9 protein-coding genes are annotated in these 16225 nt (G+C 65.0%); 4 read left to right on the plus strand and 5 right to left on the minus strand.

The genetic code is table 11. The features are described 5' to 3' along the window. Window positions 1–45: 45 nt before the first annotated feature. From MTP16_RS04445 to folP, 5 genes are all read right to left on the minus strand, one after another. Window positions 46–6720: an Ig-like domain-containing protein gene (locus tag MTP16_RS04445; RefSeq protein WP_243516281.1), complete on the minus strand. Its 6675-nt coding sequence runs from the start codon at window positions 6718–6720 to the stop codon at window positions 46–48. Window positions 6721–6824: 104 nt separating this feature from the next. Next, on the minus strand, window positions 6825–7619 hold the full coding sequence (locus MTP16_RS04450; protein WP_243516282.1) for a LytR/AlgR family response regulator transcription factor: 795 nt from the start codon (window positions 7617–7619) through the stop codon (window positions 6825–6827). Window positions 7620–7791: 172 nt separating this feature from the next. Continuing rightward, entirely contained in the window at window positions 7792–9735 is a 1944-nt protein-coding gene (locus MTP16_RS04455) for a sensor histidine kinase (protein WP_243516284.1), read from the minus strand. A 98-nt stretch (window positions 9736–9833) separates the two neighbouring features. After that, window positions 9834–10670, minus strand: coding sequence for a diadenylate cyclase CdaA (cdaA, locus tag MTP16_RS04460; protein WP_243516286.1), 837 nt, complete (start codon window positions 10668–10670; stop codon window positions 9834–9836). Window positions 10671–10786: 116 nt separating this feature from the next. Beyond that, complete coding sequence (gene folP / locus MTP16_RS04465) at window positions 10787–11665, minus strand: dihydropteroate synthase (protein ID WP_243516287.1); 879 nt, start codon at window positions 11663–11665, stop codon at window positions 10787–10789. Between the two features lie 118 nt (window positions 11666–11783). On the opposite strand from folP, the gene MTP16_RS04470 reads away from it, so the two are divergent. The 4 genes from MTP16_RS04470 (at window position 11784) to MTP16_RS04485 (ending at window position 16170) form a co-directional block, all read left to right on the plus strand. Further along, a complete protein-coding gene (locus tag MTP16_RS04470; protein WP_243516288.1) occupies window positions 11784–12320 on the plus strand; it encodes a DUF1599 domain-containing protein in 537 nt (178 codons plus the stop codon). Between the two features lie 135 nt (window positions 12321–12455). Then, window positions 12456–13730 carry a gliding motility protein GldB-related protein gene (locus tag MTP16_RS04475; RefSeq protein ID WP_243516289.1) on the plus strand — a complete coding sequence of 425 codons (1275 nt, stop codon included), beginning with the start codon at window positions 12456–12458 and terminating at the stop codon, window positions 13728–13730. Between the two features lie 107 nt (window positions 13731–13837). Further along, on the plus strand, window positions 13838–15007 hold the full coding sequence (locus tag MTP16_RS04480; protein ID WP_243516290.1) for a BT_3928 family protein: 1170 nt from the start codon (window positions 13838–13840) through the stop codon (window positions 15005–15007). Between the two features lie 104 nt (window positions 15008–15111). After that, on the plus strand, window positions 15112–16170 hold the full coding sequence (locus tag MTP16_RS04485; RefSeq protein ID WP_243516291.1) for an ABC transporter permease: 1059 nt from the start codon (window positions 15112–15114) through the stop codon (window positions 16168–16170). The last annotated feature ends 55 nt before the right edge of the window (window positions 16171–16225 follow it).

Genomic DNA, 16225 nt, shown 5'->3' on the forward strand with positions numbered 1-16225 from the left:
GTACCGGCGGGGCTTTTTTGTGTAGCGTCGCAGCGCCGTGTGTGTTTATTGGCGCACCACGCGCTGGGTGAGCACGCCTTGCGCCGTCAGCACCCGGAAGGTGTAGACACCCGAAGCCAGCTGGCCGAGCTTGAGCTCGGCCGTGCCGGCCGCCACCGTGCCGGTGTGCACCACCTGGCCCAGGGCGTTGAGCACGGTCAGCTGCGAAGCCTTGGCGTTGACGCCGCTCAGCTCCACGCGCAGCTGGCCGTCGGCCGTCGGGTTGGGGAACACGCGCAGGCTTACGCCAGCCAGCGTGGCCGTTTGCGTGCCCAGCACCGTGGCCGTCACCGCCGCCGAAGGAATCGAGGTGCAGCCGTTGGCCGAGATGGCCTGCACCGTGTAGGAGCCGCTTTGGTTACCAGCCGTCAGCGTCAGCGTGCCCGTCGTGCTGGGCGTGCCCACGGCCGTGGCCGTGCCGTTCACGGTGCGGTAGAACTGGTAGGTCACGCCCGCCAGGGCCGGCGTGCTGAGCTGCACGGCCCCGCCCGCCTGCGGCGTGGCCGTGAGCACCGGCTGGCCAATGCCGAAGATGACCGTGAACGTCGTCGACGCAGTGCCCGTAGTCGAGCCGCTACACGCACCCGTTCCCGCCACCGTGTTGGTCACGGTGAAGGTGCCGTCAATATTCGTGTTAGCCAGCGTAATCACGCCCGTCACCGGGTCGATGCGCAAGCCGGGAGCCGTGGTGGCAAAGGTGCCGGCCACCGCGCCGGGCGCCAGCACCGGGGTCACGGTCACGGGCGAGTTGGTGCAGTACGTGCCGGCCGGGTAGCTGAACGAGGAGTTGGGCGGCGTGGAGAGCGTGAGTACCGTGCGGGCCGTCTGGGTGCAGGCGGCCGAGGGGCCGGTGGGGGTCAGGGTCAGGGTCACCGTGCCGGCGGCCACGTCGGCGGCCGAGGGCGTGTAGGTGGCGTTGAGCGTGGTGGCGTTGGGCGCGAACGTGCCCGTGCCCGAGGTGGTGTAGGTGCCGCCCGTGGCCGTGCCGGCGATGCTGCCGCTCAGCGTGTAGGGCGAGCGGCCGCAGCTCGTGGCCGTGGCCGCGCCCAGCGTGGCCACCAGGCCCGGCGTCACGTTCACCTGTATCGGCGTGCGCGCGGTGCTGATGCAATCGTTGCCTACCAAGATGTTGTAGAAGAAGTAGTAGGTCGAGCTGGCGCCGCCGATGTAGCCCCCAATAATCGATACCGCCCCGCTGGGCGTGGTGTAAGGGAAACTGTTCACGTTGTCGCGGTACAGCGTGGGTGGGGTGCCGGTGGTGGCGGTTATCAGGCGGTAGGTGCCGGCAGCCGGCACGGCCAGGTTCAGGGGCAGCACGGTCGGAATCAACGAGCTGGCGCTGCCGGCCGCCACTGCGAACGGGCCCGCGGTGGCCACCAGGTTGCCGGTTACGTTGTCGCGCAGCTCCACGGTCAGGCTGCCCGCAGTGGCAGTGGCGTTGTACACCGTAGTCTCCTGAATGGTCGTGGGGCCATTGGTCGTGAGCACGATGCCGGTGTTGGTACCGCTATAGCCGCCGTTGGTCTGAACGGATGTCGCTTTGCCCACCCGCTCCGCGCCGCTGGCGAAGGCTTCGGCGTAGTAGGTGGTGCTGGCCGTGAGGGCCGGCGTCACGTAGGGGTTGCCCGTGCCCACGGCCGTGCCGCCGGTGGCCGTGGTGAAATAGCGCACGCTGATGCCCGCCGGCACCGTGGCCGAGAGCGAGGCCGTGCCGCCAGCGCACACGCTCAGCGGCGAGGGAGCCGCCGAAATCACCGGGTTATTTACCGTCACGGTGGCCACGTTGCTGTAGGCCACGTTGGCGCCACAGGTCACTTTGTAGCGGTAGTAGGTGGTGCTGGTGAGCACCGGCGTGACGAAGGTAGCGCCGGTGGTGGCACCGGCCACGTCGGTGAAGGGGCCGGTGGCGCTGCTGCTGATTTGCAGCTGAATGCTGCCGTTGGCCGGACCGGCCAGGCTCAGCGAGGCCGTGCCGCTCACGCAAATCGAGGACGAAGCCGGCGAGAGGGTGCCGCCCACCGGGGCCAGCACGTTCAGCGTGGGCGCGGGCGTCAGCAGGTCGTTGGTGGTGTTGCCATCGCCCTGCACCGTGGCCGTGATGGCGAAGGAGTACGTGCCCAGGGCCGTGAAGTCGGCCAGGCTGGTGAGCGTCACGTTCTGCGTGGCCGTCGAGGCCAGCGTGCCCGTGTTGATGGTTTGGGTCAGGGTCTGGGTCGAGGCGTTCGGGCCGCTGATGACGACCGTCACGGTGGCGGGAGTGGTGGCGAAGTTGAGCGCGGCCGAGCCGTTGTTGCGAATCAGCACCGTCACGGGCGTGTTGGCGCCGAAGCAGGTGGCCGTGCTGTTGTTCAGCGGCGACACCAGGCGGCCGGGGGCCAGGTCCGTCACGGCGGGCGTGAACTGGTAGGCGCCGAGGCTGGGCGCGGTGGCCGGGCGGGTGGCGCCGGAGTAGTCCACTGTGATGCTCAACGGCGTGCCAGCGGCGGCCACGACCGGCGACACCGGTAGCAGGTTGGTGTTCGAGGTAAACACCGGGTCGGCGCTGATGGAGTTCACGTCCTTGGCGGTGGCCGTTTTCAGCGCGGCCAGGGTGGTCACGTCGGCGGCCACGTAGCCGAGCACGCCGTTGGGGGCGCCCACGTAGTAGTCGTTGTAGTCGCTGGTGCCCAGCACGCTGGCGTTGGTGTAGTACACGCTGTAAGACTTCACCGTATTGGTGGTGGCCGCGCTGGCAATGGTGTTCGCAAAAATGTTGTTGCGCACGTCCAGGCCCGTTACCGAGGTGGAGGTAACGGCCAGACCCGCGCTGACGTTGCTCGGCGTGGCGTAGCTCGCATTGGGCGAGTAAGTGCCGGACAGGTTCACCGTGTTGTAGTACAGCTTGGTGCCGGCGCCGCCCGTTAGGTAAAGGCCGAAGGGGTTGTAGGTGCTGCTGCTCGAATAAGCCCCCGTAAGAATGTCGGAAATCAGGTTGTTCGAGATTTCCGTGTTGGTCAGGTTGTTTGTGCTGCTCAGGCTGATGCCGTAAGCGCCGTAGCCGCCGGTGTTGAGCTGGCGCAGGCCCGAAATAGCGTTGCGCGAAATCACGGCACCGGTCACGTTCTCGTTCAGCACAATGCCGCCAATGTTGGAGGCGATGGCCGAGCCATCGATGCCCAGAATGGTGTTGCGCGACACGAGCGGGGCCGTAGCCCCCTGCAGGTCGATACCGCGGTAGAGCACGTTGCCGAACGCCGCCGTGCCCGTGCCCGACGGTACCGCCCCGATGCGGTTGCCCACAATCTGCAGGCCGTCGTAGGAAGTGGGCACGCCGCTGGCTTTGGCAAAAATGGCCTCGAAGGTCGCCGTAATGGCGTTGTTCTCAATCACGAGGTTGTCGTTGTCGTCGCCGTAGGTGAAAGCGCTAGGCGTGGGAATAGCCACCGAAAGCCCCGCCGAGGCGTAGATGCCAAACGAGTTGTTGTTGCTGAACGAGTTGCTGCTGGACGAGCTGCTGCCCACCAGGTTGAGGTTGCGCAGCGTGATGTTGGTCGAGCCGTTGCCCGCGCCCTGGCTGCCCACCCACACCACGGCGTTGGCGGCGGTGTTGGCGCTGGTCAGGGTCAGGTTGCGGATGCTGCCGCCGGCGGTGTTGGCCCCGTCGAAGGTGATGTAGCGGGCATTGCTGAATACCACCACGGCCGCCGAGTTAGTCGGGCCCGTCACGGTGGCGCTCACGCCCGGGGCCGGGCTGATGAGCAGCGTGTTGGTGGTCGAGGCCGAAGGAATGTTGCCGAAGGTGATGGGGAAGGTTTCGCCCGTCGAAGCCGAGTACGTAGCGTCGAGCAGCAGGAACGTCGCCGGCCCCGTCAGCACGTTGATGGCGTAGGCGTTGGCCGCGGCCGTGAGGGTGGCAAACACGCGGTTGGCGGGCGTGCCGGCGGGCGGTGTGGAAGTGCCCACGTAGTACACGCCGCTCAGGTTGCCCACAATCTGGAACGAGGCCGGTGCCGCCGGCGCCGTGGTGCCGGGCGGGTTGATGCCACCGCCACCGCCGGGGCTGGTGCTGGCATTGGGCGTGGCCACCAGGTCCTGGGCCGATACGTAGTATTGAATCACGTCGCCCTGCGTCACGCTGCCGCCGGGCAGCAGCGCGTAGTTGAAGTTGAAGGTGTAGCTGCTGCCGCTCACGCTCGTGGCGTTCACAAACACGAAGGCGCCCGAGGTGCCCCTGCGGTAGTACAGGCGCGGGGCGTTGGCACCCGTGGCCACGCCGGCGGGGTCCGAGATGGTCACGACCAGCGCGGGGCCGGTGGTGCTGACGGTGTTGTTCAGGGGCGTGTACGTCAGCACGGGGCCGCTCAGGTCGAGCGGCTGGTAGGTGCCCTCGTAGGCGCCTAGGTCGGGCGCGGTGGTGCTGCGCGTCGCGTTGGCGTAGTCAGTGGTGATGCCGCTGATGGGCAGGCCCCCGCTTTCAATCTGCGTCGGTGTGGTGGTGCTCACCTTCAGGAAGTTGGCATTGGTGCCGCTGGTGCTCACGAAGGGCGGGTTTTCCGTCACCGAGTTGATGTCGCGGCCCGCCATGAAGTTCTTGTAGTCGGCCAGCGTCTGCTGGGCGTTGACGAGGGTCCCACTCTGGCCTTCCACGTAAATCAGGTTGGTGGCCGAAGGCGTGCCGGCGTAGTACAGGTTGGCGTTGGTCGTGGTGGTCAGGTTGACGGGCACCACGCCCGCCGTGCCCGCGGTGCGGCGCAGGGCCACGGTCACGCCCGTGCCGTTCGCCGTCGAGGTGTTCACCACCACGTTGTTGCGCAAGGTGATGGGCGAGGTATTCAGCGAGTTGTAGGTAATGCCTGAGGTACCGAAGTTGGTGCCCGTGCTGGTCGCGTTCAGGTAAATGCTGTTGTACTGGGCATTCACCACGGTGCCGCCCAGAAACAGACCCGAAATGGCCGTCACGCTTGAGGCATTGGGGGCGCTAATGTCACCCACGAGGTTGTTGGTCACGTTGGTCGTCGCACCCGAGGCGTAAATGCCGTACACGATGGGCGAAGCGCCCAACGCCGTCAGGCCCGATATCCGGTTGCGGTACACGTTGAGGGTGCTGCTGCCGAACAGGTTCGTGCCCCACAGGTTGTTGCCGCCGCCGTTGATATTCTGCATCACGTTGTCGTAGTACTGGGCCGACGAGGACGAGCCATGGAAGCCGTAGAAGCCATAGATGCCGCCGGTAGTACTGGTGCCGCTGAAATTGCTGATGGTGTTGCCAAACACGTTCTGCGTAGCCGTAGCCCCGGTGCCGATGTACACGAAGTAGGACGAGCCCGTGGTCGCCCCCGGCCGGGTCCAGCCGCTGAGCGTGTTGCCCGAGATAACCAGGTTGGCCACCGCCGCCGTGCTGTAGATGCCGTAGAAGGTCGCCACGTTGGCCGTGGCCGACGACATAGTCACGTTGTTGTTGTTGATGTTGACCGTGCCGTTGGTGGCGGTGGTGTTTGCGCCGCTGCCGCTCTGGATGCCATAGATGGAAGTAAAGCTGGAGCTGGGAGCGTTCGACACCAAGTTTACCGTGTTGCCCAGCAGGTCGGCAACGCCGCCGGTACTCGTCAGAATGCCGTAGAGCGTACTGGTGGGGCCCACCGCAGTGCCCGTTGGGGTCGACTCCAGGCTATTGCCCTGCACTTTCAGCGCGTTCTGGTAGATGGTGTAGATGCCGTAGGCCGTGGCCGTGGTGCCGAAGTTCGAAATGGTGTTGCCCGTGGCCGTGGTGCCGCTCACGATGCTGCCAACCTCGTTGTTCTGGTCGTAAAAAGCGTAGGGGCTCGAAGCAGCGAAACCCGTCACAGAAATCCCGTTGTTGACGCCGCTGATGGTGTTGCCGTAAAACTTGTTGTTCGAGTTCGTGCCATCCGCCGTGGTAGGCGTCAGCTGCACCGAGCTGAGGGTGGTGGGCAAGTGGTTATTGGCATAGATGCCCACCGTCGACAGTCCCTTTTGCAGGGTGATGACGCAGTTGCGGATAATCACGTTCTGGCAGCCATCCACTGTGGGCGTGCCGTTTTTTAGCAGCGCAAAGCCCCATTCCATCTGCGTCACCGGGCTGGTGTTGGACGCCGGGTCGAGCAGCGTCAGGCCATCAAACGTCACGTAGTCGGAGCCCCGCAGCACGATGATACCGTCGTTCGGGGCCGAGGTCCCAACGCCCGCCGTGATGGTGGGGTTGGCGCCGGTGCCCGACTTCTGGAACACGATGGGGTTGGCCGCCGTGCCGGTGGCTGTGATGAGGCCGGCGCCGGGCGAGGCGAAGGTTTCGGTGTAGCCCGCCGCCACGTTGAACGTGACGCCGCCCGGGCCCACGCCCTGCGCGTTCAGGTCGGTGATGGCCGCCGCCAGCGTGGCGTAGCCGGTGCTGCCCGCGCCGGGAATAGCCTTGGCGCCGCTGAGCTGGGCCTGCGCCCCCAGGCTGCCGAGCAGCAGCAGCCCGGTCCCGAAGACCTTGGCCAGACCGGCCCGGCGCGACAGTAGCCGCAGCAGCAAATCCTGCGGCTTCAGAAGTAGATTTCCTTGCATGTGCTGGAAGATAAAAGTGGGTGATGGAGAGATTGCCGCGCCCCGGCCAATGGCCGGGGCGGCCACCGCTTCGCGCCAGCGCCGCTGGGGGCGGCGCACGGCCAAGACAGCGTTGTGTAAAAGATTTTTCATGCGGGTGGAATGAGGGTGGGAAAAGCGGCAGGGTGCAGGCAGAACAAGGCCCCGGAAAGTGGCAAAGCCCCTCCGCATGCGGTGGCGCTAATGCCTGGCATAGCCTAGCCGATGGTGCGCAGGCGGCTGATGAGTTCGGGCAGGTAGAGGCGGCCCACGGGCAGCACCTGCTTGCCCACCTGCACCAGCAGGCGGGTGGGGTCGAGGCGCTCGATGTGTTCGATATTGACGAAGTAGCTGCGCTGAATTTGCACAAACCGCTCGGCGGGCAGGATGCGGGCCAGCTCGCGCATGGGCATGCGCACCGGGATGCTGCGCTCGGCCAGCATCAGGCTGCACGTCTTATTGTCGGCCGCAATGCTGAAAATGTCGCGCAGATGCACCTTTTCCAGCAGTCCGTTTTCTTTCACGAAGACTGATTCGGCGGCTCCCTGGGCAGGCCTCGGCTGCGGGGCGGCATCGGGAGTGGGCCAGGTGCTGCTGGCAAAGTTTTTCACGGCCAGGGCAATGGCGCGGTGCAGCGTATCGGCCACGGCGGGCTTGGTCAGGTAGGCCGCCGGGCCCACGGCCTGCGCCAGCTGAAAGGTCTGCTCGTCGCTAAACGAGGTGAGGAAGATGAGCGGGACGGGGCTATGCGCCAGCAGCTGCTCGGCCAGCTGCAAGCCGTTGGTGGCACCGCGCAGGCCAATGTCCAGCAGCACCAGGTCGATGGGCTCGGTGCGGTACAGGGCCATCGCTACTTGCGCACTCGCTGCCGGGCCCACCGTTTCGTAGCCCATGCCCAGCAGCATCGACTCGACCTGGTCGGCATACAGCGGCTCGTCTTCCACCACCAGCACCCGCACGGCCGCCAGGGCCGGCTGTTGGTCAATATCAGCGAACAGCTGTGCAGAACTCATAAAGCGAATGTCAAATGGTTATCAGCTACTTTGCCCGCGCTGCGCCTCGACTCCATTCACCGTGAGGCCGCGCTTGCTAACAGGAAGGCAATTGTAACCCGTGCCGCCCGCCCGGCCATCTTTCCCGGCGCGAGAAGACGATTTTGGGGTGTAAACGAGAAAATTTCGGGTGTCAGCCGCGCAGTGCCGAGCCCGCCGGCTGGCCGGGGCGCGGCAGCGAAAGCGTGGCGGTGGTGCCCTGGCCGGGGGCGCTACGCAGGTCCAGCTGCCCGCCTTGCAAGCGGGCAAAAAGCCGGCTTAGCCGCAGCCCCAGCCCGGCCCGGCCCCGGTAGGGGTCGGCGGCCGGCTGCGGCTGGTCGCTCATTACCCGGCGCAGCTCCGGCGCGCCCATGCCCGGTCCGGTGTCGGCCACGGCCAGCTGCAGCTGGTGGGCGTGCGTGTCGGCCACGCTGACCGTGATGCGCCCCCCGGGGGGCGTGGCCTGCAGGGCGTTGTTGACCAGGTTGCGCAGAATGGTGAGCGTCATGTTGCGGTCGGCCAGCACCAGCTGCTCTTCAGTGGCGGCGGGCACTTCCAGCGCGATGCCGGCCGTGTGGGCACTCGGCTGGTAGAGCGTCACAATCTCGGCCAGCAGGTCGGCCACCCGCAGGGGCTCCGGCACGGGGCGCAGCTCGCCGCGCTGCGACAAGGCCCAGTTCAGCAGGTTATCCAGCAAGGCCCGCAGGCTCTCGGCCGCCTGGCGCACGCGCCCGCCCAAGCGCAGCAGGCGCACGGTGTCCTGCCGCTCGCTGTAGGCCGTCAGCAAATCGGCCAGGCCGCCGAACGCCATCACCGGGCTGCGCAGGTCGTGGGCAATGAGGGCGTAGAGGCGGTCTTGCTCGGCGCGGGTGGCCTGCAGCTCGGTGCGCTGCCGCCGCAGCCGCCCGGCCAGCACGCCCGCCACCACCAGCCCGGCCACCACGGCCACCAAAAAGCTGCTCAACCCCCACAGGTACTGGCGCTGCTTGCGGGCCTGCAGCGCCTGCAGCTGGTTGCGGTTGGTCAGCTCCCGCACCCGGCTCCGTTCCAGCTCGGTGTCGAATTGCAGGCGCAGCTGGCTCAGGTTGGCTTCGCGCTCCACCAGGTTCAGGCTGTCGCGCAGCTCATGGGCTCGCTTGGCCAGGGGGTAGGCCTCGTTTCCGCGCCCGAGGCCGGCCAGCGCGTCGGCTACGATGTTGAGACAGCCCACCACCAGCGGACTTAGGTTGAGCTGCCGGGCAATGGGCAGCGCGGGCTGCGTCATGGCCAGGGCGTCGGCAAACCGGCGCTGCTCCAGCAGCAGCGTGCCCATGAAGATGCGCGTTACCACCACGCCGTACGATTTGCCCGCTTGCTGGAACAGGCGCAAGGCGCTGCGATGGTAGTAATAGGCCGAATCGAATTGCTGGTCAAAGGCATGCACCAAGCCTAAGCTGTTCAGGTACTGCCCCATGTTGGCTTTTGGCAGCCGGGTGGTACGCAAAATATTCAAAGCCAGGCGGGTGTGGTACAAGCACAGCCGCGTGGTGGAGTCCGGGTACGGTCGGCCCGACTTGAGCCAGCTGAGGTACAGCATGCCCAGGTTGTTGTGCGTCACGCCCAATTCTTCCGGCTCGGCCCGGTACTGCGGCCGCTGCAGCTGCTGAAGCGCCTGCTGGAAATACTGCTGGGCGCTCACAAAGTCGAGTTGCAGGCTGGCAATTCGGCCCAGCCCCAGCAGCGCCCGGGTGAGCAGGCGCTGCGCCCGGGGCAGGCCCATCGCCCGGCGCACCGACTGCTGGTAGTAGCGCACCGCCGACACCAGGTCTGTCTGTCGGAAATAATTATCGGCCAGCTGGTTGATAAGCGCTACTTCGCCGTAGGCATCGCGCAGCTGCCGGGCCAGCCGCAGGCCCTGCTGCCCATATAGAAGCGCTTGCGCGCTGTTTTCGCTGGCCGTGGCTTTGGCCAGCTGTTCGAGCAGGCGCACGCGGTTGGTATCGGCGGGTGTGGCCGTCAGGCGGTGCGTCAGGCTGTCGAGGTAGGGGTTGGCCGGCTGGCTTTGGCCAGGGCGCGCCCATCCCAGTAGCAGAACCAGAACAACGTATAGCCTATTCATTCACAGACTGCCAAACCATAACGCCAAAGGTATTGCTTTTGCAAGTACTTGCTTCGGCTGCAATGTAAACACCACTACGCCGCCCTGGGGCCCTACCCCTAGGCGGCGGCCTCCGACTTCAGGGAAGCCGATGCCGCCGGGCTGCCGGCGCTGCTCAGCAGCCACTCGTTCAGGCGGGTGCGCAGCTCGGCGGTGGCCAGGTTGCGGTACACTTCGCCGTGGTGCACCAAGCTCATGGCGCCGGTTTCTTCGCTCACCACCAGCACCACGGCGTCGGTGATTTCGCTCAGGCCGATGGCGGCGCGGTGGCGCAGGCCCAGCGAGGCGGGCACGTCGGGGTTTTCGCTCACGGGCAGGATGCAGCGGGCGGCCTGAATGCGCCCGCCGGCGATGATGACGGCGCCGTCGTGCAGCGGCGACGTTTTGTTAAAAATGGACAGCAGCAGGCGCTTGCTTATTTCGGCGTCGAGCCGGTCGCCCGACTCGGCGAAGCTGGTCAGGTCCGACGCCTGGGCGAAGCAGATGAGGGCGCCGGTGTATTTGTTCGACAGGCTTTTAGCGGCTTCCACAAACGGGCCCACGGCCAGCGGCGTGGCCTCGGCGGGGCGGCCCCAGCTCCAGCCGCGCATGCGCTCCAGGGCCGTGGCCTTGCCCACGTTCAGCAAAAACCGCCGGATTTCCTGCTGAAACAGGATGATGCTGGCCAGCACCCCCACGCTCATGAACTGGCCCAGAATCTTGGTGAGCAGCTCCATGCCGGTGGCTTTTACCAGCAGGTAGAGCACGTAGAAGGATAGTAGCCCCAGCGCCACGTTCAGGGCCACCGAGCCGCGCAACAGCTTGTAGAGCTGGTAGAGCAGCACCGTCACCAGCAACACGTCGGCCGCGTCAATCCAGCCGAAGTGCAGGAAATTGATGGGAAACGGGCCGGTCATGGGCGAATGGGTGAAGGGTAGCGGGAAAGGAAGCAGCTCGGCTTCCCTTGGCTGAAAGTGGCGCATCGGGGCCTGGGCGTTGCACGGCCGAGGCTTCGTCCTTCAAATTACGGCCTTTATTCGGCGTTTGGAAAGGTATGCGCAAATAATTCTATGGTTTGCCGGGCTTCGGCCACGTCGTGGGCGCGCAGCAGATGAGCGCCGCCCTGCAAGGCCACCATATGCAGGGCCGTGGTGCCGTTGAGGGCCGCTTCGGGGCCGAGGCCGAGGGGGCCGTACACCATGCGCTTGCGCGACAGCGCGGCCAGCAGCGGCAGGCCCAGCGCCCGCAGCTCGGGCAGGCGGCGCAGCAGCTCGTGGCTCTGGGCGGCGGTTTTGGCGAAGCCGAAGCCGGGGTCAATCAGCACGTCGACGGCACCGGCCTGGCGCAGGGCCGTGAGCCTGTCGCGGAAGTAGCGCAGCAGTGTAAGCACCAAGTCGTCTTCGTAGTGCGTCAGCTTGGCCATGGTTTGGGGCGTGCCGCGCAGGTGCATCAGCACGTAGGGCACGCGCAGGCGGCCCACGGTGGCAAACATTTCGGCATCGAGCGTGCCGCCGCCCACGTCGTTCACCAGGTCGGCGCCGGCGTGCACGGCGGCTTCGGCCACGTCGGCCCGAAAGGTATCGGCCGAGAGGAAAGTCTGGGGAAACTCCCGGCGCAGGGCCGCAATAGCAGGCAGCAGGCGGCGGGCTTCTTCGGCGGCCGGAATGTCCTCGGCCCCGGGGCGGGTGCTGTAGGCGCCGAGGTCGAGCACGGCGGCGCCGGCCTGCAGCATGGCTTCGGCGCAGCTGAGCAGGTCTTTCTCGGAGGCCACGCGGCTGCCGGCGAAGAAGGAATCGGGCGTGAGGTTGAGGATGCCCATCACCTGCGGCCGGTGCAGGCTGAGCAAGCGGCCGTGGGGGCTTAATAGGGTAAGGGGGTAGGAGGGTATGGGGGCAGGAGGGAAAAAGGACATGGGAACAACAGGGGAATATGGGGTCAATATCCGCACGTGCTACCGAACTTGCAGCGGGGATGAGCTATTGGCGAAAAACACTCCTACCCCCCTACCCTCATACCCTCCTGCCCTAACCTTGAGCACCCCCGAACACTACGACCTGCTGCTGGCCCGCTGCCGCACGCTGTTTCTGGCCAAAACCCACGACTACGGCACGGCGTGGCGCATTCTGCGCCTGCCCTCGGTCACGGACCAGATTTTCATCAAAGCCAACCGCATCCGCACCATACAGGAAACCGGCGTGCAGCTGGTGGCCGATGATGTGAACGAGGAATTTGTGGCCATCATCAACTACTGCCTCATTGCCCTGATGCAGCTGCACCTGCCCAAGGATACGCCGCTCGACATGGCCCCCGACGCCGTGGCCGAAGCTTACGACCACGAAGCCGCCGAAAACCGCCGCCTGTTGCTGGCCAAAAACCACGACTACGGCGAAGCCTGGCGCCAGATGCGCGTGGCCAGCATCACCGACCTGATACTGATGAAGCTGCACCGCGTGAAGCAGCTCGAAGACATCGGCGGGGCGGCGCTGGTGAGCGAAAGCGTGGAAGGCAGCTACCGCGACATGCTGAACTACGCCGTGTTTGCCCTGATTTTGCGGGGCGAGCAATAGAACGAGTACCCCGAAGCTCCTGCTTCGGCCCGTTGAACGATGCTAACGCGGGCCGAAGCAGGAGCTTCGGGGTACTCGTGCCAGGCAACGCAATGAGCCGTTTGGCCATCTACTCTGGTGTACCTGTCTTCAACAATGAAATCCCTCCTGCTTTCCTTCCTGCTCGCCGGCACTGCCTTCACCGCCGCAGCCCAGGCGCCCAGCCGCGTCGACTCACTTCTCAATGCGGCCCAGCAAGCCAGCAAGAAGAAGGACTACCCGGCCGCCATTGCCGCCTACCAGCAAATGGCGCACGAGCCCGGCGTGAAGCCGCGCTACAAAGCGGTTGGCCTCTACAACATGGCCTGCTACTACGGCCTGCTGGGCGATGTGCCTAGCGGCCTGGCCAACCTGCGCCGCGCCATTGACGCGGGCTACGTCGACAGCAAGCAGATTAGCTCCGACTCGGACCTGGAGAAGCTGCACGCCGACAAGCAGTGGCCCAAGCTGCTGGCCCGCGCCCGCCAGCTGGAGGCAAAGCAAACAATCAGCCGGCCCGAGGACGTGAAGCTGACCACCAGCGACATCGACCATTTCTGGACCGCCTACGCCGCCGCCCGGCGCGACACGGCCCAGGCCCGGGCCATTTTCCGGCGCGAGTACTTTGACAAAGGCTCGACGGGTCTGCGCGATTACTACGAGCTGAAAATCAGGAACGATGCTTCTTTCACCAAGCGCATTCTGCAGCGGCCCAACTACTACAATTCCATCAAGGCTACCACGCTGGCCATTGCCAACGAGAAGCCGAAGATTGTGGCAGCCTTCTGGCGTTTTCAGGAGCTGTACCCGACGGTGCGCTTCCAGAACATCTACTTTGTGGTGGGCGGCTGGGTGTCGGGCGGCACCGTATCGGACGCGGGCCTGCTCATCGGGGCCGACCAAACGGCCAACGGCCCGGGCGTGAACACCTCGGAGCTGAACCTGGTGCAGCGCAACCGCTGCGCTCCCGTGTCGGAGATGCCCTCGCTGATGGTGCACGAGCTGGTGCACCGCAACCAGGGCCCGCAGGACGGCACCCTGCTCAGCTACACCATTAATGAAGGCATGGCCGATTTCGTGGCCGAGCTGGTGACCGGCCACATCACCAACGCCCGCCTGCATCCCTACGGCAACGCCCACGAGAAAGAGCTGTGGGCCGATTTCCAAAAAGAAATGCTCGGCACCGACCCCGACAACTGGATGGCCAACGGCAACCAGGAAACGCCCGAGAAGCCCTGCGACCTGGGCTACTACGTAGGCTACCGCATTGTGCAAGCCTACTACAATCAGCAGCCTGACAAAAAGCAGGCCCTGGCCGACATCCTCAACATCCGCGACGCCAAGGCCTTTTTGGCTAAGAGCGGCTATGCCGAGGCAGTGGCGCGGCGGTAGACTTTCCGACAGGTCGCTTTGCCTAACGCCGGTTTCAACTTCCGGCCCGACCTTTATGCAAACATTGCGCGTTGCCCGCGCGTTTGCCACCGGCTTACTTTGCTCTTATGTCTCCCAACAGCTCCGCTCCCGCCGTTGCTCCGGCCCCTCACTTGTTGCGCACCGTCACCCGCGTGTGCTGGTTTGTGCTGGGCGCCATTTTCATTTTTTCCGGCCTCGTCAAGCTCAACGACCCCGTGGGCACGGCCTACAAGCTGGAAGAATATTTTGAAGTCTTTGCCGTGGCGGTGCCGCCGCTGGAGGGCTTCTTCCTGTGGTTCAAGAACATTTCGCGTACGCTTTCCATCATTCTCAGCTCGCTCGAAGTGATTTTGGGGGTGGCGCTGCTGCTGCGCTGGCACCTCAAAATCACGCTGTGGGTGCTGCTGGGCCTGCTGGTGTTCTTCGGCTTCCTCACGTTCTACTCGGCGGCTTTCAACAAGGTGACGGACTGCGGCTGCTTCGGCGATTTCATCAAGCTCACCCCTTGGACTTCGTTTGCCAAAGACATGTTCCTGCTCGCGCTGTGGTTTATGGTGTTCACGCACCAACGCTTTCTGCGCCACTCGTTTGTGCAGGGCACGTTCGGCATCATGGTAATGACGTTTGCCACGGCCATTGCCATCGGCATCGGGGTGCGGGCCCTGGGCCACCTGCCCTACTTCGATTTCCTGCCCTACAAAGTGGGCAACGACATTGGCAAGCTGATGAAGCCCGCCGAGCCCGCCCGCTACCGCTACACCATGACGCGCAACGGCGAAACCAAGGAATTCGACGCCTACCCCACCGACACCACCTGGAAATACCAAGCCATGACGTCGCTGAACCCCAAAGAGTCGACCCCGGTCATCACCGATTTCGAGGTATCAGACGCGGAAGGCAACTCCTATACCCAGGAGCTGCTGAAAGGCAGCAAGCTGGTGCTCATCGTGCAGAACACCAACAAGACGGACCGCGACCGGTTTGCCGCTATCAACGCCCTGATGGAGGGGGCGGCCAAGTCGCGCCGCGGCATCACGGCCCTCACCATTACCAGCACCAGCGCCGCCAAGTTCGACTCCTTCCGCCACGACGTGAACCTGGCCGGCCCCTATTACTTTGCCGACGCCACCGTGCTCAAATCCATTATTCGCTCCAACCCCGGCCTCATGGTGCTGCACAACGGCGTGGTGAAAGCCAAGTACCATTACCACGACCTGCCCGCGCTGTGGGAAGTGGAAAAGGTGCTGAAAGAGTAATCTTTTAGTGGTTAGTGATTAGTGGCTAATTATTAAGCATTTCCTCTGTTGCTGCCTTTGTCGAACTTAACCACTAATCACTAACCGTTAACCACTAAAAGACATTGTTCGCCTTCATCCTCCGTCGCCTAGGCCAGGGCCTGCTCGTGCTGGTGGGCGTGGCGTGCACGGTGTTTTTGCTCTTCAACGTGCTGCCTGGCGACCCGGCGGCTCTGCTGGCCGGCCAGCGCACCGACCTGGCCACCAAAGCCGCCATCACCGCCGACCTCGGCCTCGACCAGCCCCTGCCCACCCGCCTGCTGGGCTATCTGAATGATGTGTCGCCGCTGGGCCTGCACCCGGCCGACTCGGCCGGGCGGGCGCGCTACGGCGGTGTGGCCGTGCTGCCGCTGGGCTCACGGGCTTTGGTGCTGAAAACGCCTTATTTGCGTCGCTCTTTCCAGAGCAACAAGGACGTGCTGCGCATTCTGCTCGATTATTTTCCGGGCACCATGTGGCTGGCGCTGGCGGCCATGCTCATTGCCAGCGTGGGCGGCGTGGCGTTTGGCGTGGCGGCGGCGCTGCGGCCGCAGTCGTGGCTCGACAGGGTGCTGGTGAGCACTTCGGTGCTGGGTATTTCGGTGCCGTCGTTCGTGGCGGCCATTCTCATTGCCGTCACGTTCGGCTTTTACTGGAGCCGCTGGACGGGCCTGAGCCTCACCGGGCAGCTGTATGAGACGGACCCGTTTTCGGGCGAGCGGCATTTGGTGCTGCGCAACCTGCTGTTGCCGGCCGTGGCGCTGGGCATCCGGCCGCTGGCCATCATCACGCAGCTCACGCGCTCCAGCATGCTCGATGTGCTGAGCCAGGACTACATCCGCACGGCCCGCGCCAAGGGCCTGAGCCGCGGGGCCACCGTGTTGCACCACGCCCTGCGCAACGCCCTGAACCCCGTGGTGACGGCCGTGTCGGGCTGGCTGGCTTCGCTCATGGCGGGCGCGTTTTTCATCGAATACATCTTCAACTGGAAGGGCTTGGGCACCGTGACGCTACGCGCCGTCGAAAACCTCGATTTCCCGGTGGTGATGGGCGCCACGCTGTTCGTGGCCGCGCTATTCGTGGTCATCAACATTGCCGTCGACGTGCTCTACGCCGTGCTCGACCCGCGGGTGAAGCTGGGGTAGTTAATCGCCTTTAGGCCGCCTGTCATCCTGAGCAGAGCGAAGGACCTTATCACTG

This window comes from Hymenobacter monticola (genome assembly GCF_022811645.1).
Classification (GTDB): Bacteria; Bacteroidota; Bacteroidia; order Cytophagales; family Hymenobacteraceae; genus Hymenobacter; species Hymenobacter monticola.

What these genes read in the sequence shown, in the direction of transcription:
- MTP16_RS04445 (WP_243516281.1), bottom strand. Translation starts at nt 6,720, where the DNA reads ATGAAAAATCTTTTACACAACGCTGTCTTGGCCGTGCGCCGCCCCCAG.
- MTP16_RS04450 (WP_243516282.1), bottom strand. Translation starts at nt 7,619, where the DNA reads ATGAGTTCTGCACAGCTGTTCGCTGATATTGACCAACAGCCGGCCCTG.
- MTP16_RS04455 (WP_243516284.1), bottom strand. Translation starts at nt 9,735, where the DNA reads ATGAATAGGCTATACGTTGTTCTGGTTCTGCTACTGGGATGGGCGCGC.
- cdaA (WP_243516286.1), bottom strand. Translation starts at nt 10,670, where the DNA reads ATGACCGGCCCGTTTCCCATCAATTTCCTGCACTTCGGCTGGATTGAC.
- folP (WP_243516287.1), bottom strand. Translation starts at nt 11,665, where the DNA reads ATGTCCTTTTTCCCTCCTGCCCCCATACCCTCCTACCCCCTTACCCTA.
- MTP16_RS04475 (WP_243516289.1), top strand. Translation starts at nt 12,456, where the DNA reads ATGAAATCCCTCCTGCTTTCCTTCCTGCTCGCCGGCACTGCCTTCACC.
- MTP16_RS04480 (WP_243516290.1), top strand. Translation starts at nt 13,838, where the DNA reads ATGTCTCCCAACAGCTCCGCTCCCGCCGTTGCTCCGGCCCCTCACTTG.